At 41.4% G+C, this 21,752-nt stretch carries 20 protein-coding genes; 3 read left to right on the forward strand and 17 right to left on the reverse strand.

Annotation, left to right across the window (positions count from 1 at the left end):
* Nucleotides 1–19: 19 nt before the first annotated feature.
* The 9 genes from tyrS to miaA form a co-directional block, all read right to left on the reverse strand.
* Entirely contained in the window at nt 20–1,339 is a 1,320-nt protein-coding gene (tyrS, locus tag HXT55_RS04970) for a tyrosine--tRNA ligase (RefSeq protein ID WP_004112539.1), read from the reverse strand.
* A gap of 66 nt (nt 1,340–1,405) precedes the next feature.
* A complete protein-coding gene (gene argH / locus HXT55_RS04975; RefSeq protein ID WP_421792607.1) occupies nt 1,406–2,908 on the reverse strand; it encodes an argininosuccinate lyase in 1,503 nt (500 codons plus the stop codon).
* A 12-nt stretch (nt 2,909–2,920) separates the two neighbouring features.
* Nucleotides 2,921–4,135 carry an argininosuccinate synthase gene (locus HXT55_RS04980; protein ID WP_415681332.1) on the reverse strand — a complete coding sequence of 405 codons (1,215 nt, stop codon included), beginning with the start codon at nt 4,133–4,135 and terminating at the stop codon, nt 2,921–2,923.
* A gap of 287 nt (nt 4,136–4,422) precedes the next feature.
* Nucleotides 4,423–5,046, reverse strand: a complete 624-nt coding sequence (locus HXT55_RS04985; RefSeq protein WP_421792610.1) for an arginine repressor — start codon at nt 5,044–5,046, stop codon at nt 4,423–4,425.
* A 193-nt stretch (nt 5,047–5,239) separates the two neighbouring features.
* Nucleotides 5,240–7,864, reverse strand: coding sequence for a phenylalanine--tRNA ligase subunit beta (gene pheT, locus HXT55_RS04990; protein ID WP_421792612.1), 2,625 nt, complete (start codon nt 7,862–7,864; stop codon nt 5,240–5,242).
* 5 nt (nt 7,865–7,869) lie between these two features.
* On the reverse strand, nt 7,870–8,937 hold the full coding sequence (gene pheS / locus HXT55_RS04995) for a phenylalanine--tRNA ligase subunit alpha (RefSeq protein WP_004112530.1): 1,068 nt from the start codon (nt 8,935–8,937) through the stop codon (nt 7,870–7,872).
* A 60-nt stretch (nt 8,938–8,997) separates the two neighbouring features.
* Entirely contained in the window at nt 8,998–9,963 is a 966-nt protein-coding gene (locus tag HXT55_RS05000) for a TrmH family RNA methyltransferase (RefSeq protein ID WP_421792614.1), read from the reverse strand.
* A gap of 68 nt (nt 9,964–10,031) precedes the next feature.
* Nucleotides 10,032–11,033 (reverse strand): cation diffusion facilitator family transporter, encoded by a 1,002-nt coding sequence (locus HXT55_RS05005; RefSeq protein WP_004115518.1) that lies wholly within the window; start codon nt 11,031–11,033, stop codon nt 10,032–10,034.
* 151 nt (nt 11,034–11,184) lie between these two features.
* The gene (gene miaA / locus HXT55_RS05010) at nt 11,185–12,174 is read right to left on the reverse strand and encodes a tRNA (adenosine(37)-N6)-dimethylallyltransferase MiaA (protein ID WP_004115519.1); all 990 of its coding nucleotides are present in this window, start codon (nt 12,172–12,174) and stop codon (nt 11,185–11,187) included.
* A gap of 370 nt (nt 12,175–12,544) precedes the next feature.
* Between miaA and HXT55_RS05015 the strand changes: the two genes are divergently transcribed.
* The 3 genes from HXT55_RS05015 (at nt 12,545) to HXT55_RS05025 (ending at nt 14,310) form a co-directional block, all read left to right on the forward strand.
* Nucleotides 12,545–13,291 carry a Panacea domain-containing protein gene (locus HXT55_RS05015; protein ID WP_004115520.1) on the forward strand — a complete coding sequence of 249 codons (747 nt, stop codon included), beginning with the start codon at nt 12,545–12,547 and terminating at the stop codon, nt 13,289–13,291.
* Nucleotides 13,292–13,967: 676 nt separating this feature from the next.
* Nucleotides 13,968–14,114, forward strand: coding sequence for a hypothetical protein (locus HXT55_RS05020; protein ID WP_162861525.1), 147 nt, complete (start codon nt 13,968–13,970; stop codon nt 14,112–14,114).
* Nucleotide 14,115: 1 nt separating this feature from the next.
* Nucleotides 14,116–14,310 (forward strand): helix-turn-helix transcriptional regulator, encoded by a 195-nt coding sequence (locus tag HXT55_RS05025; protein WP_004575053.1) that lies wholly within the window; start codon nt 14,116–14,118, stop codon nt 14,308–14,310.
* Nucleotides 14,311–14,413: 103 nt separating this feature from the next.
* On the opposite strand, the gene HXT55_RS05030 is transcribed toward HXT55_RS05025, so the two are convergent.
* From HXT55_RS05030 to HXT55_RS05065, 8 genes are all read right to left on the reverse strand, one after another.
* Nucleotides 14,414–14,890, reverse strand: coding sequence for a phage holin family protein (locus HXT55_RS05030; RefSeq protein WP_421792617.1), 477 nt, complete (start codon nt 14,888–14,890; stop codon nt 14,414–14,416).
* A 19-nt stretch (nt 14,891–14,909) separates the two neighbouring features.
* Nucleotides 14,910–15,806, reverse strand: coding sequence for a peptidoglycan recognition protein family protein (locus HXT55_RS05035; protein WP_116285967.1), 897 nt, complete (start codon nt 15,804–15,806; stop codon nt 14,910–14,912).
* 72 nt (nt 15,807–15,878) lie between these two features.
* Entirely contained in the window at nt 15,879–16,754 is an 876-nt protein-coding gene (locus HXT55_RS05040; protein ID WP_421792620.1) for a hypothetical protein, read from the reverse strand.
* A 10-nt stretch (nt 16,755–16,764) separates the two neighbouring features.
* Nucleotides 16,765–18,381 (reverse strand): BppU family phage baseplate upper protein, encoded by a 1,617-nt coding sequence (locus HXT55_RS05045; protein ID WP_421792622.1) that lies wholly within the window; start codon nt 18,379–18,381, stop codon nt 16,765–16,767.
* Between the two features lies 1 nt (nt 18,382).
* The gene (locus HXT55_RS05050) at nt 18,383–18,562 is read right to left on the reverse strand and encodes a hypothetical protein (RefSeq protein WP_020758143.1); all 180 of its coding nucleotides are present in this window, start codon (nt 18,560–18,562) and stop codon (nt 18,383–18,385) included.
* Nucleotides 18,552–18,761 carry a hypothetical protein gene (locus HXT55_RS05055; protein WP_410314259.1) on the reverse strand — a complete coding sequence of 70 codons (210 nt, stop codon included), beginning with the start codon at nt 18,759–18,761 and terminating at the stop codon, nt 18,552–18,554. The genes HXT55_RS05050 and HXT55_RS05055 overlap by 11 nt, the downstream gene beginning before the upstream one ends.
* A 14-nt stretch (nt 18,762–18,775) precedes the next feature.
* Entirely contained in the window at nt 18,776–20,989 is a 2,214-nt protein-coding gene (locus tag HXT55_RS05060; RefSeq protein ID WP_421792624.1) for a phage tail spike protein, read from the reverse strand.
* A 10-nt stretch (nt 20,990–20,999) separates the two neighbouring features.
* Nucleotides 21,000–21,749, reverse strand: coding sequence for a phage distal tail protein (locus HXT55_RS05065; protein ID WP_421792626.1), 750 nt, complete (start codon nt 21,747–21,749; stop codon nt 21,000–21,002).
* Nucleotides 21,750–21,752: the final 3 nt, after the last annotated feature.

Here is a 21,752-nt window from a genome sequence, read left to right on the forward strand (position 1 = left end):
ATCAAACACGCTTAAAAAACTAAGCACGCTCAACAGCGCCAATAGCCTTCTTGCCCCTACGAATCAAAGCAAAACGACCATGCAAGAATGAATTATCATTCAAAATGTCATCGACACTGTCTACTCGATTATTGTTAACGTACAAACCACCGGCTTCAATAGCACGACGAGCTTCAGAAATTGTGCGGAACAATCCAGCAGCAACAGCAGCTTCAACAACGCGATCACCACTATTTGCTTTAGCAAATTCTAAACTACCATCCTGCGCCTTAACCTTAACACCATCCAAGGCAGCTTCAAGAGTTTGCGCATCAATAGCGTCTAAATCACCCTTACCAAACAATGCCGAAGAAGCAGCAATAGCCTGATTCGTAACATCTTCACCATGAACAAAGCTTGTAACTTCCCAAGCGAGAACACGCTGAGCTTCACGACTTCCTGGGTCTTCTTGAATTTGCTTGTTCAAACGCTCAATCTCGCTCTTAGGCAAGAACGTAAAAGCTTTAAGAAGCTTAACAACTTCATCGTCTGGCTGATTAAACCAGAACTGATAGAAGCGATAAGGGCTAAGCATTGTAGGATCAAGCCACATTGCGTTACCCTCCGACTTGCCAAACTTACGACCTTGATTATCCGTAATAATCGGGCTTGTAAACACGTGCACAGAAGCTCCGCGAACCTTACGAATCAAGTCCATGCCAGAAGTCAAATTACCCCACTGATCAGATCCGCCAAGTTGCAAAGTAACATTGTAATTATCAAACAAGTACAAGAAGTCGTTTCCTTGCAAAACCTGATAGCTGAACTCAGCAAAAGAAATTCCTTCGTCGGAGTTTAAGCGGCGAGCCACAATATCCTTAGAAAGCATTGTGCCAACACGGAAATTCTTACCAACATCACGCAAAAAGTCAATAGCAGACATCTTAGAAACCCAGTCGTAATTGCTAACAAAACGAACAGGATTTTCACCATCAAGAGGCAAAATTCTGCCAATCTGCTTGCGTAAGCGCTCTGCCCAACCAGCCACAATATCTTTAGAATTAAGCGTGCGTTCTCCACTTTGACGAGGATCACCAATCAAACCAGTAGCACCACCAACTAACGCAATAGGATGATGACCTGCAGCTTGCAAATGACGCATATTAATAAGCTGAACAAGATTACCAATATGCAATGAAGCAGCAGTAGGATCGTAACCGCAATAATACGTTAATGGTTCTCCGTCAAGCGCTTGAGCAAGCTGCTGCTCATCAGTAGATTGTGAAATTAATCCACGCCACTTTAGCTCTTCAAACAAGGAAGCAAATCCAGCTTCCTTGTAATTCCTGACCTGAGCCATTCGTATCTCCTTATTATTGCCAAAACTTACCTAGGCATCGGGCGCTAAAAGCGCAATCCAAGCCTTTCAATTTTGGCAGCACAGGGCGACACTCTTATAAGCAGTTCCATCACTTACAGATTCAGAAAATTTCTTATACTCATCAATCGCAAGCTGAGCTTGAGTAATTTGTTCTTTTACGCGAACAAAAGCCGTTCCACCTTTTCCACATCTAGAAGCTACTGATCCATCACTAGAAAGAACAAGTTTAAGATTCTCAATATCGGCTCGATCTACAAAATCATTCAGAATATTATCAAAATCATCATCACTTAAAACGTCTAAATCCCCACCAAGTTCTTCAGCACGTTTTACGCATAATCCTGATAACTTATGCGCATTTCTAAATGGAACACCTTGTTTTACAAGCCATTCAGCAATATCTGTAGCTAAGGCAAAACCAGTAGCCGACTGTTCACGCAACCTATCAATATTAAATCGCATTGTTCTAACCATTCCTGCGAATGCTGGAAGCAGAACTTCTAGAGTGTCAATTTGGTCAAAAACTGCCTCTTTATCTTCTTGCAAATCTCTTGCATAAGCAGTAGGAAGACCTTTAAGAGTGGCCATTAATCCAGTTAAATCTCCGATTAATCGTCCTGCTTTTCCTCTAGCAAGCTCCGCAATATCTGGATTCTTCTTTTGAGGCATAATCGAAGACCCAGTAGAATAAGCATCGTCTAAAGTTACGAACGCAAATTCTTGAGTATTCCATATAATAATCTCTTCGCTTAAGCGAGAAATATCAACGCCAATCATGGCTGCAATAAACGAAAACTCCGCAACAATATCTCTACTTGCTGTAGCATCAATAGAATTCGCGCAAACAGCAGAAAAACCAAGTTCTTTAGAAACCTCTTCTGGGTCTAGCCCAAGAGTGTTACCAGCCAAAGCTCCTGCTCCGTATGGGCTTTTGTTTGCGCGCAAATCCCAGTCCGCAAGGCGATTTACGTCTCGCAAAAGCGGCCAAACATGAGCCATTAGCTGGTGTGCAAGCAAAATAGGCTGAGCGTGCTGCATATGAGTGCGACCAGGCATTACAGCGTCTTTTGCTTCTAAAGATTGAGCGACTAAAGCATTGCAAACATCTAACACTAGGGCAGCTAACGCGCGCGCATGTCTGCGCAAAAACATGCGTATTAAAGCTGCGATTTGGTCGTTTCTAGAGCGGCCAGCTCTAAGTTTTCCGCCAAGATCGTTTCCTGCAATCTCAAGCAGACCACGCTCTAATGCTGTTGCTTCATCCTCGTCTTCTTCAATTGGCGCAAAAGTGCCATTATCTACGCGATTTTGCAACTCGTCTAGAGCTTTTTGAAGATCCTCGTATTCTTGTTTTGTTAATAAACCTGCACGATGCAAAGCGTGGGCGTGCGCGCGAGAGCCTGCAATATCGTCATCCGCTAATCGCCAGTCAAATTGCGTTGACTTGCTAAGCCTTGCGAGTTCTGCAGAAGGTCCTGAGCTAAAACGTCCGCCCCACAAGGCTATTGGATGATTAGTATTGGTATTTGCATCGTGCATAGTCGTCATTCTTTCCTCTTGTTAGTTGTTCTTTGCAACGCGCATATCTCGAGCGGCTGCAACCTTGCTAGACAATCCGTAGATTTCAATAAATCCGTTGGAAGCTCGCTGGTCGAAAGTGTCGGAAGAATCGTAAGTAGCTAAGTTAAAGTCATACAAAGACTCATCCGACTTTCTGCCTGTTACAACAGCCTTTCCTGCATACAAAGTCATACGAATATCGCCAGAAACATGCTCTTGAGTTTCGTTTATAAACGCATTCAAAGAACGCACAACTGGCGAGAACCACTGGCCGTCGTACACAAATTCCGCCCACTTTTTATCAAGAGCACGCTTAAGTCTATGCTGTTCGCGCTCCAAGCAGCAATTTTCAAGCTCTTGATGAGCCGTAATCAAAGCTTGCGCGCCTGGAACTTCGTACAATTCGCGGGACTTGATGCCAACCAAACGATCTTCAATAATGTCAATTCTGCCGATTCCTTGAGCACCAGCTCTCTTATTCATCTCTTCGATTGCTTGCAATGGAGTTACGCTGTGACCGTCAATTGCAACTGGAATACCTTTTTCAAACGTGATTGTAACTTCGTCTGGAGTTGTAGATTCCAAAGGATTCTTTGTGTAAGAGTAGCATTCTTCGGTTGGAGCATTCCATGGATCTTCCAAGAAGCCTGTTTCAATAGCCCTTCCCCAAACGTTTTGATCTATAGAATATGGGCTCTTCTTGCTTTGAGTAATTGGAAGTTTGTGGTCATTTGCAAAAGCGATTTCCACATCGCGAGTAAGCGACAAATCTCGAATTGGGCTAATTGCCTTTAAATCTGGGTCCAAAGACTGGATTGCAACTTCAAAGCGAACCTGATCGTTTCCTTTTCCAGTGCAACCGTGTGCGATTGTATCAGCATCAAATTCGTGCGCTGCGTGAACTAAGTGACGAGTAATAAGTGGTCTAGAAAGCGCGGAAACTAAAGGATACACGTCTTCGTACATTGCATTTGCTTTTAATGCGAGCATGCAATAGTTATCCGCAAATTCTTCACGAGCATCAACTACATACGATTCAACTGCGCCACAAGCCAAAGCACGATTTTTAATGACCTCGAGCGCTTCTCCACCTTGACCAACGTTTAGTGACACAGCTACAACGTCTTGACCTGTTTGCTCTTTAAGGTACGGAATAGCTACAGATGTATCAAGGCCACCCGAATACGCCAATACAATACGTTTCTTACTAGTCATAGTGACCTCCCAAGGTCATATATTGAATAAATAAACAATATATAGTATATTATACAACCATAGATAAAATCTCAACACGCTTAGAAATACAACGTTTCTATCACATTCTGAAAAATAATATTTAGAAAAATAAGACAATAGGAATAATACTTATGCAATTGATTGTACTATAACAAAGTGCAAAAACCACAACGCTATAATCTTTGCAACAAGTATTATAAATTCAACATCCATCGATGCATATTAGACACAAATATAACTATAAAATGAATAAACTATATACAGAATCACCTAGATGCAACTGAAAGCATCCAATTAGCTCGATCTTCTGCTTCTTCGTTAGAAACACAAACCATAAGCACTGTATCATCGCCAGCAACAGAACCTAAAATACCTTTTAAAGGCTGCCTATCAATAACACTTGCAACATATTGAGCAGCTCCAGAAGGAGTGTGAATCACAACTATATTATTAGCAAAGCCAACTTCTGTAATAAGCCCAGAAAGAGTCCTAGCAACCTGCTGATCAATCCTAACAGTATCCATCGCATGACGATTACCAGTTCCATCTCCTAGAACATAAGCAATTCTGCCGTCTGTAAGACGAATTTTAACTGCATTTATTTCATCCAAATCTCTACTCAAAGTTGCTTGAGTAACCTCAAAACCATGACGAGCCAAAACTTTAGCAAGCTGAGACTGCGAAGTAATAACCTCACTTAAAAGTGCCTGTTCAATCGCATTTAAACGTGCAGCTTTAGTCGTAGGACGCTGCTTTCCAGCGGATTCAATAGAACCAAAATCGTCATTATCATCAAAAGCATCGTCAAAATTATTATCTTCATTCACATAACTATAATTAAGCTCATCATCGCCGCTAAAATTATTTGAATTCCTATTAGACTCAACCATAATTGGCAATACCTTTCTAAAGAGCACTCCAATCTAATATACATGAATACATAAATATATTCATGCATATATACATTTTAACAAAGCCATAAATACTGTTCTATTTATTAAAAAATACGACTGAACAACCAGATAATCCGATCATTCAGCCGTATTAATTTAAAAAACGCGACTCTGTAACTTATACTCGAACTTATACTCGCAATGTTGCATGCAATTTTTGAGCAGACTTTGTAATAGCCTCTCGAACCGCTTCCATATCATCGCTAGAAAGCGTTCTATCAGCAGCCCTAAATGTTACAGAATAAGCAAGAGATCTTAGCCCTTCTCCAAGTTGTTCGCCTTCATAAACATCGAACAACTCTACAGACTCAAGCAAATCACCAGAAGCTTTAACAATAGCTTCCTTTAAATCGTGAGCAGTCAAAGAAGAAGGAGCAACAAACGCGAAGTCCTGCTTAACAGGAGGGAATGTAGAAACAGGTTTTGCCTGAACAGGCTTAACTTGCATAGCATCAAACAATGCGCTCAAATCAAGCTCGAATGCTGCAGAGTGCTTTGGCAAACCCAAATTCTCATCAACCTGAGGATGAAGCTCTCCAACAATACCAATTTCAACATCGTCGGCACCATCAACAGGAATATACACCTTCGCGGTACGACCTGGATGCCAAGAAGCAGGAACATCATCAGAATTAATCTGACGAACGTCAAAAGCAACGCCGATTCGCTTTCCTAAACGATTAACAGCTTCTACAGCATCACTCCAATCAACTTCTCTATGAGTTCCAAGCCAACCTGTTTCTTCAGCATTACCAGTTAAAAGAGCTGCAACATGCAAAGGCTGCTCAGGCAAACCTGCATCCAACGCAGCAAGCTGAGCATCCGTAGGACGAACCGAACCAGGCAAAGCAGGAATAGCTGGAGCATTAGGATCCGCAAAATACACGTGACCAAGCTCATAAAGAGAAACATCACTTAAGCCACGACGAATATTTCTGCGAACCGTTCCAGCTAAAGTGGTAAGAACATTCCTTCGAAGCCAAGGACGATCGCCAGCCAAAGGATTTGCGATTTTTATGCTGACTTTAGCAACAGAATCAACGTCTTCACGGAAAGCTTTAAAATCTTCCTGACCAACAAACGGGTAGCTCAAAGATTCAATCAAGCCCATTTCAGCAAGTTCATATGCAATAGCTCTACGAGTTGCTTGATCTTGCGTTAAACCAGTTTTGCCAGTAACAGGAACAGCTGGAACCTTAACAGGAATCTCATCGTAGCCAACCAAGCGCGCGATTTCTTCGACCAAATCGCATGGCTCATTTAAGTCTGGGCGCCAAGTTGGAGGCAAAACAGAGAAGGATCCGTTTCCGCCGCCAGCAACAGAGCAACCAATATCCGTAAGAATATCGCTAATACGATTCAAATCAATGCTTAAGCCAGAAACACGCTCTACTTCGCTAGCTTTGAAAACAATAACACTTCTATCAACAGTATTGTTTACGTCTGTAGGCGTATTAGAAGGCTCTCCAGAACCAAAATCGCTGAGCATTGTAACAGCCATTTGCGCAGCTGCTGGCTGCAAAGCAGTATCAACGCCACGCTCAAACCTGCGAGATGCCTCAGTTGGAAGCTTATGTCTACGAGCTGTACGTGCAATAGAAACGGGGTCAAAGTGTGCAGCTTCAACAAGAATATTCTTCGTTTCGCTCGTTACTTCTCCATACATTCCGCCCATTACGCCAGCAAGTCCAAGAACACGCGAACCGTGATTTCCCTTTGGAGAATCGCAAATAAGCAAGTCCTCAACGTTAAGCTCTCTGTCTTTGCTATCTAAAGTTGTTAAACGCTCTCCAGCTTTAGCGCGGCGAACAACAATAGGACCTTCAATCTTATCTAAATCATAAGCGTGAAGAGGCTGACCTAAGTCGAGCATTACGTAATTTGTAACGTCTACTGCAAGAGATATACCACGCATTCCAGCACGAGTTAAACGCCTACGCATCCAATTAGGGCTAGAAGAATCTGGATTAAAGTTTCTAACAACGCGAGCGTAGTAACGGTCGCATCCAACAACACCATGAATAGGATTATTATCTTCAATACTAACTTCTATATCTTTAGAAGCTCCATCAGACATAGAAACTACTTGATCAGCTTTATTATTAAGTTCAATTACTGGATCAGTGTAAGTTGCACCAGTTGAATGGTGATATTCGCGCGCAACACCCCTATAAGAAAACGCGTATCCACGATCAGGAGTGATGTTAATTTCCAGCAAAGGCTTGTTTAAGTGAAGAAGCGACATTGCGTCGTCTCCAGGTTTCAAAGCATCATATTCAGCTTTAGAGAAACCGTATTCGCGAAGCAAAATAATGCCATCGTGGCTATCTCCCAAACCAAGCTCGCGCTCGGATGCGCACATTCCATTAGAAATGTGGCCGTAAGTTTTGCGAGGCTCAATCTTAAAATCGCCAGGCAAAACTGCCCCAGGAAGAGTTACAACAACTTTTTCTCCAGCAGCCATATTTGGAGCGCCACAAATAATTCCACGAGGAACTTTATTGCCATTTTCGTCTACCTCGTTGTATTTATCTCCAACATCAACATGGCACCAATTAATAATTTTGCCATTTTTTTGCGGCTCAGGAATAGCATCAACAACGTATCCTACAACAATAGGACCTGTAACTTGAGAGTCGTGAATCTCTTCTTCTTCTAAGCCAACTTGCACCAAATCTTTAGCAAGCTGCTCATAAGTCAAACCTTCTGGCACTTCAACATGATCTTTAAGCCAGTCAATATCTACCATTGGCATGAGTACTACTCTCCCATCACAAACTGTTCACTGAAGCGCTTATCGCCTTCAACCAAATCGTGCATATCGTTAATATCGTGACGAAGCAGCAAAGTGCGCTCCAAGCCAACACCGAAAGCAAATCCCGTATAAACATCTGGGTCTAAGCCTGCAGACTTAAGAACATTCGGATTCACCATTCCGCATCCGCCCCATTCAATCCAACCTGGGCCACCCTTCTTATCTGGGAACCAAAGATCCAACTCCGCACTAGGCTCCGTGAACGGGAAGTAGCTTGGGCGCAAACGGCTTTTTGCATCTGGACCAAACATTGCAACAGCAAGGCGATCAAGAACACCCTTTAAATCAGCCATGCTCAAATGTTTATCTACTGCCAAAGCTTCACACTGATGGAAAACTGGAGTATGCGTTGCATCAAGCTCATCCGTGCGAAATACTCGGCCTGGGGACGCAATATACAGAGGTACTCCTCGCTCAATTAACGCACGAACCTGATCGGAAGAAGTTTGCGTACGCAAAACCATGTTAGATCCAACAAATCCTGCAGCATCCTTTGCTTGATTACCTTGCACATAAAAAGTATCTTGCATTTGACGAGCAGGATGATCTGGACCAAAATTCAACGCGTCAAAATCGAACCACTCTGTTTCTACCTCTGGTCCTGCAGAAATCTGCCAACCCATAGACACAAAGAAGTCTTCAAAGTCTTCAATAATACGCGCAATCGGATGGCGAGCGCCAAGCGGCTTACGATTTATTGGCAAGGTCATATCGACTGTTTCTTTTTGAAGCATATTAGCTTCTTCAATAGCCTTAATACGCTCTTGGGCTGCTGCAAATTCACGACCAAAATCAGCGCGTAAAGCCGACATTATCTTGCCAGCTTCTTTCTTTTCTTCTACTTGAAGACTTCCAATAGACTTGCTGGCAAGGGTCATTGCAGACTGAGCTCCTGCATACTTAGTTTTTGCCGCTTTCAACTCTTCCATTGTTTTAGCGGCTTGAACACAAGCTATACCCTCTTTTACTACCTTTGTAATTGCCTTCGAGTCGAACGGCTTACTACTTGCCACAGCACCCTTCCTATCCGTGTTATGTGTACTTTTGTGAAGCATTCAAAAAACGTCTCAAATCTACATTTTTCGCTCATGACTAGACATAGCCAAGCCCATTAGCATTACTGCAGCGCTGGTTGCCAAGTTCATTGATTCTGCTTTTCCGTAAATAGGTATTACCGATATTTCGTCTACTTTATTTAATATTTCTTCTGGCAATCCTCTGGCTTCGTTTCCAAATAATATTGCATTAGATACTTCGTTATATCCTTTATTTAAATCATCACTTAGTGGTTTTAGAAGATTTGCAAAAGACTTTGGTTTTTTATTTTCCGTTCCATAAATATCAGCTGCAATAACCCTTATTTTTAATGACTTTGTCCAATCAAACCAATCATCCTCACTCATTGTCACTACTGGCAAATGGAATAATGAGCCTGCAGTAGAACGAACAAGCTTTGAATTAAAACGATTCACGCAATCGTCAACAAAAACAACGGCACTACAACCAGCTACATCTGCAACGCGAATAATCGCACCAGCGTTGCCAGGGTCTCTTACCTGCCAGCAGGCTGCAATCAATATAGGATCATAAGCAAAACCAGACTTATATTTGCTTTCTACCCCAATACTATTAAATTCTTTTATAAATTCTTTATCTAAAATAGTAGAATCACAAACGGCAACAATCCCTTGACAATCCGTACTGATCTTATGCATAACTTCTGCTGTTGCAGGGTGCACATAGCACTGATTTTTTAAGGATTCGTCAACAATTTTGCTTATTGTTTCTAAAGATCCATTTTGCAAAATGCCATTTTTAAGATTTTTAAAAGAATTGACATCAATGTAGTCACTATTAACAGCATCTTGCAAAACGTAAATGTCTAGAATCGACTTATGCGCGTACCTTACCGCTTCCCTAACGCTTTGCGGACCTTCTACTAAAAAGCGCCCATCCACTCGCGATTTTGCACGACTTATTGCGCAAATACGCTTAACGCGATCGCTATGCGCGTTGTCTATTAACTCTTTTAACGGCATAATATCACTCTACTTTACATATAGTTACAACACGCGTAAATGTTGCAATACAAAACTACTCAACGAAACTACTCATGATGTTCCGACGAACTTTGAGTGGTATATCCTTCAGGTTCTAGTTGGAATGTGGTGTGCGAAACAGAAACTGGAAAATGCTCACGCAAACAATCTTGAAGCTGGCTTAAAATATCAGCACACTGATCCATTGTTAAATCGCGCTCTACAACAACATGTGCCATAAAAATAGGCATTCCTGTAGAAACAGTACTTGCATGCAAATCGTGAACAGCAAGAACATGAGGAACGTGTTCAAGATGATCGCGAACTTTTTCTATATCCAATCCTTCCGGCGTTTGCTCAAGCAAAACTTTTACAGCATTTTTAAGCAAATGTAACGCTCTAGGAATCATCAAAATTGCAATAATCCCGCCAGCTAAAGCATCAAATCCATTCCAACTAGTACTCATCATTACTACAGCAGACACTACAACAGCAACAGATCCCAAAGCATCGTTCATTACTTCTAAAAAGGCTGCTCGCATATTCATGTTGTCTTTAGATTGAGAAACAAGAATTACAAGAGAAGCAAGATTTGCAAGCAAACCAAGAATACCAAAGAAAAGAAGCTGATTTACATCATGTATTCCATTATGATTTACACCAAAAAGACGCATACAAGATTCCACAATCGCATAAATGCCAACAAAAAGTAGAACAAGAGCACCAGCAGCAGCAGTAATTACCTCTAGCCTAGCCCAACCCCAAGTGCGCTTTGCATTAGGTCTTTTGCGCATCAAAATCGCAGTAACCGTAGATGCAGCTAAAACAGAAATATCTGTTAACATATGTCCTGCGTCAATTAACAAAGAAAGTGAATTTGTTAAAACAGATCCAATTACTTCTGCCAAGAATACAATAGACGTTAAAGCCAAAGTGATAGTTAGCTTATGCTGATGCGCATGACTTGCTTTAATAGCATCTTGCAAAGAAGCGGCATTAGTTCCAGAAGTACTTAAATCATTCTTCTCTAAGATTTCACTGGAAGAGTTTGACAAATGATGATTATTCACACAAATCTCCTATGTTCATACAAATAAGTATCTCGATATCGTTTCTCAATATCATTCCCAATATGCCTTATACGCAATGAACCCCAGCCTAAGCTAGGGTTCACGCATAAACATCTAAAGATTAATTATCTAAAAACTTATTCTATTATTACTATTCGTCAATTAACGCGCCGAGATGATGGGAAGTTGATTCGGCAATCAAATCATCTTTAAAATCGCCATTATCAGCAGCATTAATTATCTTCATTGAGACATCAACCACATCTGGCTGCAAAGCATTAACCCAATGAATACGCGAATCTCTTCCAAACCAACCCATTTGTTTTCTAGCAAGACGTTTAGTTTTCTGAGCAATATCAGCAAAAGCATCATCTTCGCTGCATAAGCCATCTAAATAGTCCATTATTTGCTTGTATCCCAAAGCTCTACTCGCAGTAACACCAAGCCTTGAGCGAATCTCTTTAACTTCGTTTACAAAACCCTGCTCGCGCATCATTTTTGTGCGAAGCTCCACTCGCGCATCCAAATCTTCTCTGTTTAAGTCCAATCCTATTTGCACACAATCAATCAAATACTTGTATTTTGGCAGAGTAGCAGAATACGGCTTTCCTGTTAACTCAATAACTTCTAGAGCGCGAATTGTTCTGCGCGAATTTCTTGGATCCATATTTTTAGCCGCCACAGGGTCCAGTTTTTGTAACTCTTCAAAAAGAGCCATTGCTCCTTGCGACTTTTCACGATCTTCCAAAGCTTTGCGAATATTAGGATCTGTACCTGGAAAAGTTATATCATCTACAGCCGCACGTGCATATAGACCAGAGCCTCCAACAAGAATTGGGCGAATACCTTTTTCTTGCAAATCGCGTATGCATTGCCTAGCAAGCGTTTGAAATTTTGCAACGCTCATGGATTCTTCTGGATCAATAATATCTATTAAATGATGCTTAATCTCGCTTTGCTCTTCTTTAGTGGCTTTTGCTGTACCAATATCCATATAACGGTACATTTGATATGCGTCTGCGTTTATAATCTCCGCTTTTACACCACGTTCAGCAAATTTCTTTGCAATTGCAATACCAAGACTCGTTTTGCCAGATGCTGTTGGACCTACAATCGAAATCACTTTCGGCGGTTTGCACACAATGCGCTCCTAATAATCATATTAAACGAACTAAAATCAACCTTAAAGAAGAATCTTTTCTACAAATTTACACAATCAAACATACATAAAAGTCAATAAAAGTAGTAGGAGATTTTGCTTCGACACCAAAGCAGTAGTTGATTACCACACTGTATTACAATCCCCATTGAGGACGACACGCGCTATTGTTGATGTGTTTTATTTTATATGGTACCGTTTTCGCTAACTTAAAACCGAATGATTTTTATTGTTTACACGTGTTCGTGCATTTTACAACTAAAATTATTCGTTCAACGTGATTTATAAAAGGATTCTATTTGGTTTTACGTTAATCATTTTGTTGTCTTTTCTGCACCGATGGAGAATAGATATGATTACTATTTCTCATGTAGCATATGCGATTTTAAAACGTTATGGGAAAATGAATATTAATCGCTTACAATTACTTTCTTACTATTGCCAAGCTTATAACCTAGCATCCACTAATTCTCCTTTGTTCTATAACAATTTTCAGGCTTGGCGCAACGGTCCAGTATGCCTAGATTTATTTAAGATGCACAGAATTAATGATGTTTTTATAGAATGTAAAGATATTGTTCTAGGACCTTATGAACTTAAAAATCATCTTACTTATTCTAATTTACTCACTATCTATAACGTTTGCGACGCTTTAATTGATTTTAGTATTGAAGAACTAGAAAATCGCGCCCGCAGTGAGATGCCATGGATTGATGCACGCAGAGGGATATTACCAAATAAGGCTAATGAAGTAGAAATATCTAAGAAAATTATTCATGATTATTACGTAAAACATCCAGTAATTAATACGAATTCACAAACAACACGAAGCAAAGAATTTAGAAAAGATGATGAAGAACTACAAAAAGACATACAAGATATAATTTCTGAACAAATTGAAAAATTTAATCAATATAATCAAGATGAAAAAGTTAGAAGAATAAGACGGGCTGAAAAAATTTTAAGAGAAAAATTAAGCATATTGAATGGGCTTAAAAATAATAAAATTTATTTTGATGAAAACATTGTTCGTATTACAGCACGACATTTTGTTGACTACATAAACAATGATATTAATGATAAAAATAAAAATAAATAAGTGGTATAGGTCAAAACATACGGCGCAAATAAGTATGCATAGGAAAATCAAAAAGCTCTAGATCTTATACCTAGAGCTTTTGCTCTGATTATTTCCGTCTGTTGTATGTGCTATATCACATATCGTACATACTTGTGTGCAAGCGGTAAACAACGCCCACTGTTCTATGCTAAAGGCGTTGTAAACATTGGGTTTTGCTACAAATAACGCCACTGTTTGAGCAGTGGCGTTTTTGCGTTTGTGGAGCCGCGGGGAATTAGCATTTAACAGCCGCTAATGCTTTATTTCTCTAAGAGTTTCATAGAATAACGTTTTAGTACCAATGCGCTCAATATCGCCTTATCTTGTATTTTTGCGGCAAATATTAGAACATCTTTCACGTTTGTTATCGTGTTTGAATTCTATCAAATATTGAAGAAAATTTCTTACTATTTTTTCTAGCTTACTTTACTTTATATAATAGCTGTGCTATTATATAAAGTAAAGTAAGCTAGAAAGGAGGTGACATGCATGTAGTGGAAATACTTGTTGCGATTGCAAGTCTACTGGTCGGCATTGCAAAGATTATAGAAGCAATAGCAAAGCTCATCAAAGAGTTGAAACGCAATAAGTAAATAAAGAGTCCCGAACAGTCGAGGTGTCCGGGACTCACTATCCACTATACTGCAGGCTCATTATGAAATTAGATGCAATAGTATCGGCTATGTTCTCACTTGTTATTATCGCTGGAGTATGGTGTCATTTTTCACCTTGGCTCATTACTGGCTGTGCTGTAATCAGCGCCGTGTGTGCGTTAGACGCTGGAAGAAAGCGTAAAAAGTAGCATGAGTGAGCGTTATTTGAGTTATACGGAAGTTGCTGAGCTTATTGGTGTGAAAACTGGTGCGCTTGGCAACTACAATCTTCCAGATCCAGACGCGTTTATTGGTCGCACTCGTGGTTGGAAACGTGAAAGTATTGAAACTTGGAATGCGAGCCGTCCAGGTCATGGCGGACGCCCTACTATGCAGAGTGATTAAGAGTAGTTAAGGCTATAAAAAATTACCCCCCGCGCGAGGCGAGGGGTAATACTAATTTTCAACTTGTATTCTCAATTAGAGAATACTTTGCGTATATCGCGCGCTACTTATTTTCAGCAGTAGTGTCGTCCAGGATTTTGCCGCGGCCATCCAACTCGGCATCAGCTTCGGTTGCGGCGGCATGCTTGCCTGTATTGATAGAATTATCTGTCTGCCCATCAACATAAGTTTTTACACACGCAAGCACAGATAAGAGGACTCTTAGAACCCTTGTTTTTGCGATTTGCAGATTTAATGCTGATACATTTTCGGCAAAACTAACGCCTTCTATCCAAATAATATATCCACTCACAATACCAACAAGCGGCGGATTAATACCTAAGTTTGCTTTAGTTTGAGCATACTCCAGCAAAATCGAAAGAGCTACTATCAACACGTACGCAAATTTATGAAAGAGTCCGTCACGCATTTTACTGCTAGACACCGAACGCAAGTAGACTGCTTTCGCAAAACCACTAATATAGTCGAGCAACACAAGGCCGCCAGCAATTTCGAGCAATAAGATTTCAATATCATTCATTCTTTTCTTCTCCTATTTGTTATTTTGGTTGGTTATCTTTTGTTACCCACGCGCCACTAATGTGCGTAGTGCAATCTCGCGCATCGCCGTCGTAATAGATTGAGCCGTCTGGCTGTACTAGAAACGCTCCGCGTCCGCCAGTGAGTGCAATTGTTGCGAGCGAGGTAGGTCTGAAGCCTTCGGGTATTGTTTCGTTCGCTTTAGCCCATTGCGCGTCTCCTGCTTTAATTCCTCCAGCGCCATTAGCTGTCACAACATTGCCCGTGCGAGTTAAAGTCATGCCAATACTGTTGTTCACTCCCCAAGGCACGTGGATTTCAACGCTGCTAACGTCTCCGTCAACTACTATTTCGCTTTTAATCATTGGATATTCCTCCATCGTCCTAGTTTGATTTTGTGGTTTTATAACTCCTGTAATTGCGTCGTACCAGTCTCCAGCACGTTTCATGTAATCTGAATTTTGAGAATCTCTGATACTGCAAGGGCAAGCCGTTGCATAAAAATATGAGTGTGGAAAAACATTTTTCATCCATGTAGGTCTGCCTAAACCGTAAAGCTTGCATAATGCGGCAACTAAATGCGCTCCGTTTTCCAAGCATTGAGCGCTGATCTGCCATGGCGAGGTACTGATATCTGCATGTTCGATTCCGATTGATGTAGCGTTTGCTCTCCAGTTCCCAGCGTGCCACGCTGTATCGTAATCCCACACGAGTTGCCCAACTCGCCCGTCTGACTGTACTTGATAGTGCGCGCTTGCTTCGCGCGTTTGCCAAACGTTGTAACAGTCTTGAATGCTTAAATTCCCCGCGTTGTGATGTAACACAATCTTGTTGATTTTTAGACCTTGCCGCCCTTTAGTGTAGTGTTTTGTGAGCAGCTTAATTTCATCTGCGTCACAAGTTTCCCAGTTTCTCATTCTTCCTCCTTTATATTAAAGCCACGCTGTTTGCGTGGCTAAAAGTGTTAAAAGATGCAGATAAGCTGTTATCTATCCAATGCAGAAGCACAGCAAAGCGCGTTTAGCATTGTTACGGCTTCGTGCGTAGCTTGGTTTTCCCCCATTCTCTACGTCTGTAGTACGCCCTGTCTTATATTCAAATTGCCTATTAGAATTTATACCTACCGTTATTGTTCTAAGCCAACAATCATTTAGCTCACTGATGTCATCTATAGAGTTTTGATATATTTTTGGCCATAGAATGAAACTTTCTTTAAATCTGTTTTCTACAGAAAAAGACCTCTCGGAGCAAAATTCATTAACACTTGGTGTAAATACTCTCGTTTCATAAAAATCAACCTCCCATTTTTTGCGATCCACATTAAGATATGCACATGGAACAGATGACACCAAAATATTGTCCTGGAGATAACCTGGCATTTTTTTGTAGAAATAATTGCAATACTGAGCAATCCTACTATACCGATATACCCATTCATCCACACCTGCAGGGATCTCTTCACCCTTAAGGGGAGTTCGAATATCCAGTGAATCTGAAGCATTAAACTTCATAGTAGATGGCTTGTCCGCCATCATTAATGCAACTGGATAATTCTTATATGGAGTGATGCCTATTTTTACTATAATGAACTTGTACTGTGTCCCTAGTACTGTTTCGCGAATGTAGTCTCCTGGATATATACCTACTCTAGAATGATCATATACCGCATTCCTAATAATTAGGGCTGGATTAGGCCCATATCTCTTGAGAGGTTTCCACCCTTCGATAGGTTCAAAATCAGGTGTAATTTCTTTTCCTTTGTATGTTCCTGCGGCTACTTCTGCTAGACGTGCATTGTGCCAAGCTATTTTTTCTTCTTCACTAATTGCATTAGCAATTATAAATGGCATTTGACATACTGGCATTATCTCTCCTCTATAGGTGATTATTTATATAAGATTCGTTTGATGTACCGCCTTTTTTATCGCCTAATGCTATAGCTATAAGACGAAGGCTTTCTACAGTTTTTTGTGCAGACACGGTTACTTTACCCGTGTAGACCCCTCCGCTAAACCCAAAGTTGAAAACTGGTTGCGCCTTTGCGTATTCTTGCAAGTTACTTGTTCCACTTTCTGGATATACGATGATTGTTTTCCAATCGGGTATACCTTTGAACAGTGGCACATCAGCTTCTTTATTGCTCCCGCCATCGACACTTACTTTGAATCCACATACAAGAGTTTTAGAATCTTCATTTACTGAATTTTTTGCTTCTCGTGCTGCGGTTAATGCCTGTTCTGCTGCTCTTTGAGCTGTAGCGGTGGCTTCTTCTGCTTTAGTGAGAACATCAGAAGATTTGGATAATATAGTTTCTGCGGCGGATGATGCTGCATTGCATTTTCCAATTACTTCATTTATACCTGACACAGAAGCATCGGCTTTCTCGGCTGCAGTATTGGCACTCTCTGCAGCCGCATTTGCTACTCTTGTTGCTTCAGACGCTCCGTCTCTAACTGGTTTAAGCTCTTCGACTGCTGATGCAACTCTTTTTGCTATTTCGCTAGCTTCTTTGACTGAGTCTACTATTTTTTTGGCTTCGCCAAGAATGCCAGCGGAAGCATGTACTGTGTCTAATGCTTCGTGAGCTGCTTTGTCTGCTTCTTTTGCTTTTGTGATTGCAGCATCAATTTCAGCAGCATTGTTACGATACCTACTCTCAGTTTCATTAGCTTTTTGTACAGCAGATTCGGCGTTAAACCCAGCTTTTCTGGTCTTCTCCGTTTCTTGTTCACATTTTTCAATTACTTCATTTACGTTTGATGCAGCAGTATTGGCTTTTGAGGCTGCAGTATTGGCATTCTCCGCCGCGTTAACTAAAGCCCCTAAATGTGTTTTAGCGTGCTCTGCTTCTTGTATGATTGATTCAACTTTTTGTGAAGCATTTGATGCTCTTAATGCTTCAGAGTTTGCGGATTGTGCGGCGTTATTTGCATTCCCTGCTGCAGCTAATGCTTGTTGTGTTGCTTCTAAAGCAGATTTTTTTGATTCATCTATATTACCTGCTGCCTCTAAAGCTTGTTTTGATGCTTCCAAAGCTTTATCTTTTGCATTGCGAGCCTGCTCTGCAGCTTCAGCCAATGTTAGTTTGTACGCGTTTGATTCTGGAGCAAAATCGTCAAAAACAGCATGGTCTACTATAGCTGTGAAAGTTCTCGAGTATAGGACTGAATCACCTTCTTTTATTTCAAAGCTCATAGCAACTTTGCCAGGCATGCGACATGCATCTGCTGGTATTTTAGATGAGTAAATTATTCCATTTTCTGTAGCTTGTTTACTCATTGCAACTTTGCCGCCCATAAGAACTCCAAGCTGCTGATTATATACAAGATCTACTGATATGTTTTCGGAATCAACTGGCATGCCATTGTTTAAGAGTTGAACGTTGATAACACGCCCTTGTTTATCTCCTGCATTCACTCGTATATCGGGGATAAAAGCATTGGCATAGTCTAAGTGGATTATGCTAACTGTTGCATCTTTATAGCTAGTCATATCAGTGTGCTTCCTCTTTTGAACTTGTATTTTTTAATTCTTGTAATTGTGTTTCTAGATTTTGTATTTTTTCATCTTTTGCTTCGCATAAAGCTGCGAGCGTTGCTATTCGACCGCTCATATCCGCAATTATGCTTTGTAGGTTATTCGCTATCCGTGTTTGGGTGTCATTATTCTGCATTGGTGTCATTATGGTTCTCCTTTAGTTGGTTGGTCTTTCCCATTTGTAGTATTTGTAGTATTGAGTCTAATTTTGTGTTTATTTCTTCCTGTAGTTGCATAGAAGATATGCCTGTTGAATGTGCTACTTCTAAACCTATAAATTTTTCTATAGGACGTGGTTGGTCTTGTGGCATTACAATTATTTGATCGTTATCCATATCATTCCTCCCTTTTATATGACGAACCCATGTTCAAACCCGAATGTAACGATTTTCCATTCCGTTACTGTGCCAGTATGCCGATCAATTATTGTGGGCAGCAAGAATTGCTGTTTCTGCAGATTCGTCCCATTCTCATACCAGCAACTGCTATCGATTTTTGCCTTACTGATTGAGTAGTTATGAAAGTCCGCATCACAAGAAAAATTAATGCCTTTACTGTAGTTGTCCCAGTAATCTGGCGAATATGTCATCATGTTAGTGTACGAATCAGTAGACCCTTCTTCCCTACATGCCCACGTCGTGTAATTTATGCCCTCTAAGTTGAATGCCAGTACTTTACGCCGTGGATCTTTTTTCATTTGTGAGCACGTTATCCTACCAATGTGTTCATCGCCTACTGTAAAATCCATTCCATTTTTATCAAAACGCATAATTTTGTTATAAATAGCGTTATCTGATATTGTCATTCCACCAATTGTTGCGTCAGTAACCTCCATGTGACCAGAAACCAAGTCCCAGAAATTATTTTCATATTTATCCTGAATTATGCCAGCACGAATAATATTTGCAGACAGATAACCGCTTTTTATGTAAGACGCGTTCAAATACAACTTTCCACCGTTTAGGTAAATGCCTTGAGCCTCACCGTCATTAGTGAGCTTGTTGAAAATCGCTTCCTGTGTTAGTTCCTCGTCCATTTTTGAAATCACACTATCCGCGCTATCGTCAACGATTTGCTTGACTGTTTTGCCGCCAATCTTCGTCGCCGCTTGCAAGCTAAACTCGCCAGTTTCCATGTCCCACCAGTTGCGGCCTTGAGCATCCATCAACTTGCCAGTAGTAATCGCGTTAGCGAAAATACCCTCGCCAGACGCAATATTCTTCCAATCCCAGTCACCGTCTGGTTTCCTCGAATTAGCAGTGCGCCAGAACCCACCACCGAGCTGGATAGCGCGAGTCGGGTGCTGATTCTCAGGCTTATCGTAAACCGTAATACCCTCACCTGGTTTCAAATATGTATAGCCGCCAACACCGTTCATCACATCATTCACGCGCCCAATAAGGTCACGAACATACAAGCCGTTGCCTTCAGTGACGGCATTCCATTCGCTAGACTGAGCGATAAGCGCATCAAGCTTCTGTTGCATTGCGAAGCGTCTCTGAGTGTACGACTCGCAGATATTGCCGAGCGTAATACGTGTAGCATCAACAGAATCGAGTAAGTCTTCCTCTATTTTCAGCACACGCCCTTCCACGCGAATAGGAGGCGTGAACGTAGTATCAACAATCTGCACAGCGTCGCCAACACTCACGCCATGCGCATCAAATCCAGCACGCCCAAGATTCACCACGTCCGCTTCGTAAGATACTTGAGGTTTCGACACTTGAGCCAATCGCGCATTGGCAAGCCGCAATAGCTCATTACGGTCATCGCAATCGTCAAAAACCGCGTCGCCTTCAAGCACTCCCCAATACTGTTGAGCCTCAACATTATCAAGGTACGGTTTGCCGTTGTTTACTTCTTTAAGCCCAATGCGCCTTGAGTATCCGCCAGTAGCGTTACCATCATCGTCTGTTTTCTCCTCACCTTTACCCCAAGCGTAAAGACGCGTTATAACCTGGTCAGCCATAAGAATGCGCTTAACGCTCTTCAAATCACAGCCGTACTCGAAACGCCTTTCAGCATTCTTATTGCCGCGCCGCTCAAGCAAGTTCACTGTGCGCGCCGTAACCTTACCATTCTCAACGCTTATGATAGTTTCAATCTCAAGCCCGTATGTTTTTGCAATGTCTTGTAAAGATTTTAGAACGCTTTGATGGTAGAAGTTTAGATCAGCGTAATGGCGTATGGTACCGTTATCTACAGTGCCAACGTTCCATCGCGTGCCTTCTAATGCTACTTTCGCGCGCTCTGGTGCGGTTGTTTTTCGCCCTCGTTTGTCTAGTATGTATACGCTTCCAAGTTCTGCAATAGAATTCACACAATACGCTGTAGTAATTGGCTTGCCTTCATCTCGCTGCGTTTCAACGCTTTGTACAATATCCTCATGCCACGAGGCTTTGCTATCTAAGTAAAGCAAGCGATCATTCTTCTCCACCCCGCTATCAAGCGTAGTGGTGTCAAGCGTGTCTATACCGTCTACTGCGCATGTGCTTACCGCTTTAGTAATAGATGTAATATCTGGCTTTAACGTGCCGTTGTAGCTTACGTGAGCAAATCGCATTGATGCTCCTTTACATTAAGGTTAATGGTGTTACTTCGAGCGTTCCGCTGCAACCTGTACATGTGATTGTGTTTGCGCCTGGTAGCAGCGTGAAGTAATCGGAATCGATTGTTGGAAGAATAATATTGTTGTTGATCCTGCAATTTCTGCTTTGCGGACTTGTATCTATGGACAATACGCCATTCATGTGCGAGCCTGTACTAAAGGTAAGAGTTTTGCCATCTTGCCTAGCTATTGACGCTGCGTCCGTGTCAAGGGAGAGCGAGAATTGCGGCCACACTGGACTGCTGCCTGGTATTGCCACGTGGTTTTCGCCTTCATGCAGCCTGAATGTGTGCTTTTTGCCATAAACGTATGGATCTGCATCGAGTGATAGTTCTAGCAGTAGTGCACAGTGGAATGAATCTTGCCAGTTTCGTATTATGTTCCAGTTTGATATTCTCCATCGTCCGCGATATTCTCCGTTTGAGTCGCTTTTTTGTAAACTACCTTGCTTTCCGTGAATTTCTTTGGCAATATGCTCAAAAAGAGCGCTTACTGTAGCTGAATCGCCTAAAGCGTAGAGGCTTAATGTGATTGCGCGTTTTTGTAGGAACGCTGTGTGCGTATCGTCTTCTACTGTTGTATCTAGTACGCCATTAAGTCCAGGAACTGTAATGCTGGAAGTAGTTGGTTTTGGTGATTCTATGCTGATTCCCTTTTTTTCGAGATTCAGCCCCCATTCGTCGAGTGGGATTTTGTTGATTCTACATTCCAGCATTAT

This window comes from Gardnerella sp. KA00718 (genome assembly GCF_049244285.1).
GTDB classification, from domain to species: Bacteria; Actinomycetota; Actinomycetes; order Actinomycetales; family Bifidobacteriaceae; genus Bifidobacterium; species Bifidobacterium vaginale.

Excerpts from the sequence above, each read along its gene's own strand:
- HXT55_RS05035 (WP_116285967.1), bottom strand. The coding sequence starts at position 15,806 with ATGAGAAACTGGGAAACTTGTGACGCAGATGAAATTAAGCTGCTCACA.
- HXT55_RS05045 (WP_421792622.1), bottom strand. The coding sequence starts at position 18,381 with ATGACTAGCTATAAAGATGCAACAGTTAGCATAATCCACTTAGACTAT.
- argH (WP_421792607.1), bottom strand. The coding sequence starts at position 2,908 with ATGACGACTATGCACGATGCAAATACCAATACTAATCATCCAATAGCC.
- HXT55_RS05015 (WP_004115520.1), top strand. The coding sequence starts at position 12,545 with ATGATTACTATTTCTCATGTAGCATATGCGATTTTAAAACGTTATGGG.
- HXT55_RS05030 (WP_421792617.1), bottom strand. The coding sequence starts at position 14,890 with ATGAATGATATTGAAATCTTATTGCTCGAAATTGCTGGCGGCCTTGTG.
- HXT55_RS05050 (WP_020758143.1), bottom strand. The coding sequence starts at position 18,562 with ATGCAGAATAATGACACCCAAACACGGATAGCGAATAACCTACAAAGC.
- HXT55_RS05060 (WP_421792624.1), bottom strand. The coding sequence starts at position 20,989 with ATGCGATTTGCTCACGTAAGCTACAACGGCACGTTAAAGCCAGATATT.
- HXT55_RS05065 (WP_421792626.1), bottom strand. The coding sequence starts at position 21,749 with ATGCTGGAATGTAGAATCAACAAAATCCCACTCGACGAATGGGGGCTG.
- HXT55_RS05020 (WP_162861525.1), top strand. The coding sequence starts at position 13,968 with ATGAAATTAGATGCAATAGTATCGGCTATGTTCTCACTTGTTATTATC.
- HXT55_RS05025 (WP_004575053.1), top strand. The coding sequence starts at position 14,116 with ATGAGTGAGCGTTATTTGAGTTATACGGAAGTTGCTGAGCTTATTGGT.
- pheT (WP_421792612.1), bottom strand. The coding sequence starts at position 7,864 with ATGCCAATGGTAGATATTGACTGGCTTAAAGATCATGTTGAAGTGCCA.
- HXT55_RS05055 (WP_410314259.1), bottom strand. The coding sequence starts at position 18,761 with ATGGATAACGATCAAATAATTGTAATGCCACAAGACCAACCACGTCCT.
- HXT55_RS04980 (WP_415681332.1), bottom strand. The coding sequence starts at position 4,135 with ATGACTAGTAAGAAACGTATTGTATTGGCGTATTCGGGTGGCCTTGAT.
- tyrS (WP_004112539.1), bottom strand. The coding sequence starts at position 1,339 with ATGGCTCAGGTCAGGAATTACAAGGAAGCTGGATTTGCTTCCTTGTTT.
- HXT55_RS04985 (WP_421792610.1), bottom strand. The coding sequence starts at position 5,046 with ATGGTTGAGTCTAATAGGAATTCAAATAATTTTAGCGGCGATGATGAG.
- HXT55_RS05000 (WP_421792614.1), bottom strand. The coding sequence starts at position 9,963 with ATGCCGTTAAAAGAGTTAATAGACAACGCGCATAGCGATCGCGTTAAG.
- HXT55_RS05040 (WP_421792620.1), bottom strand. The coding sequence starts at position 16,754 with ATGCCAGTATGTCAAATGCCATTTATAATTGCTAATGCAATTAGTGAA.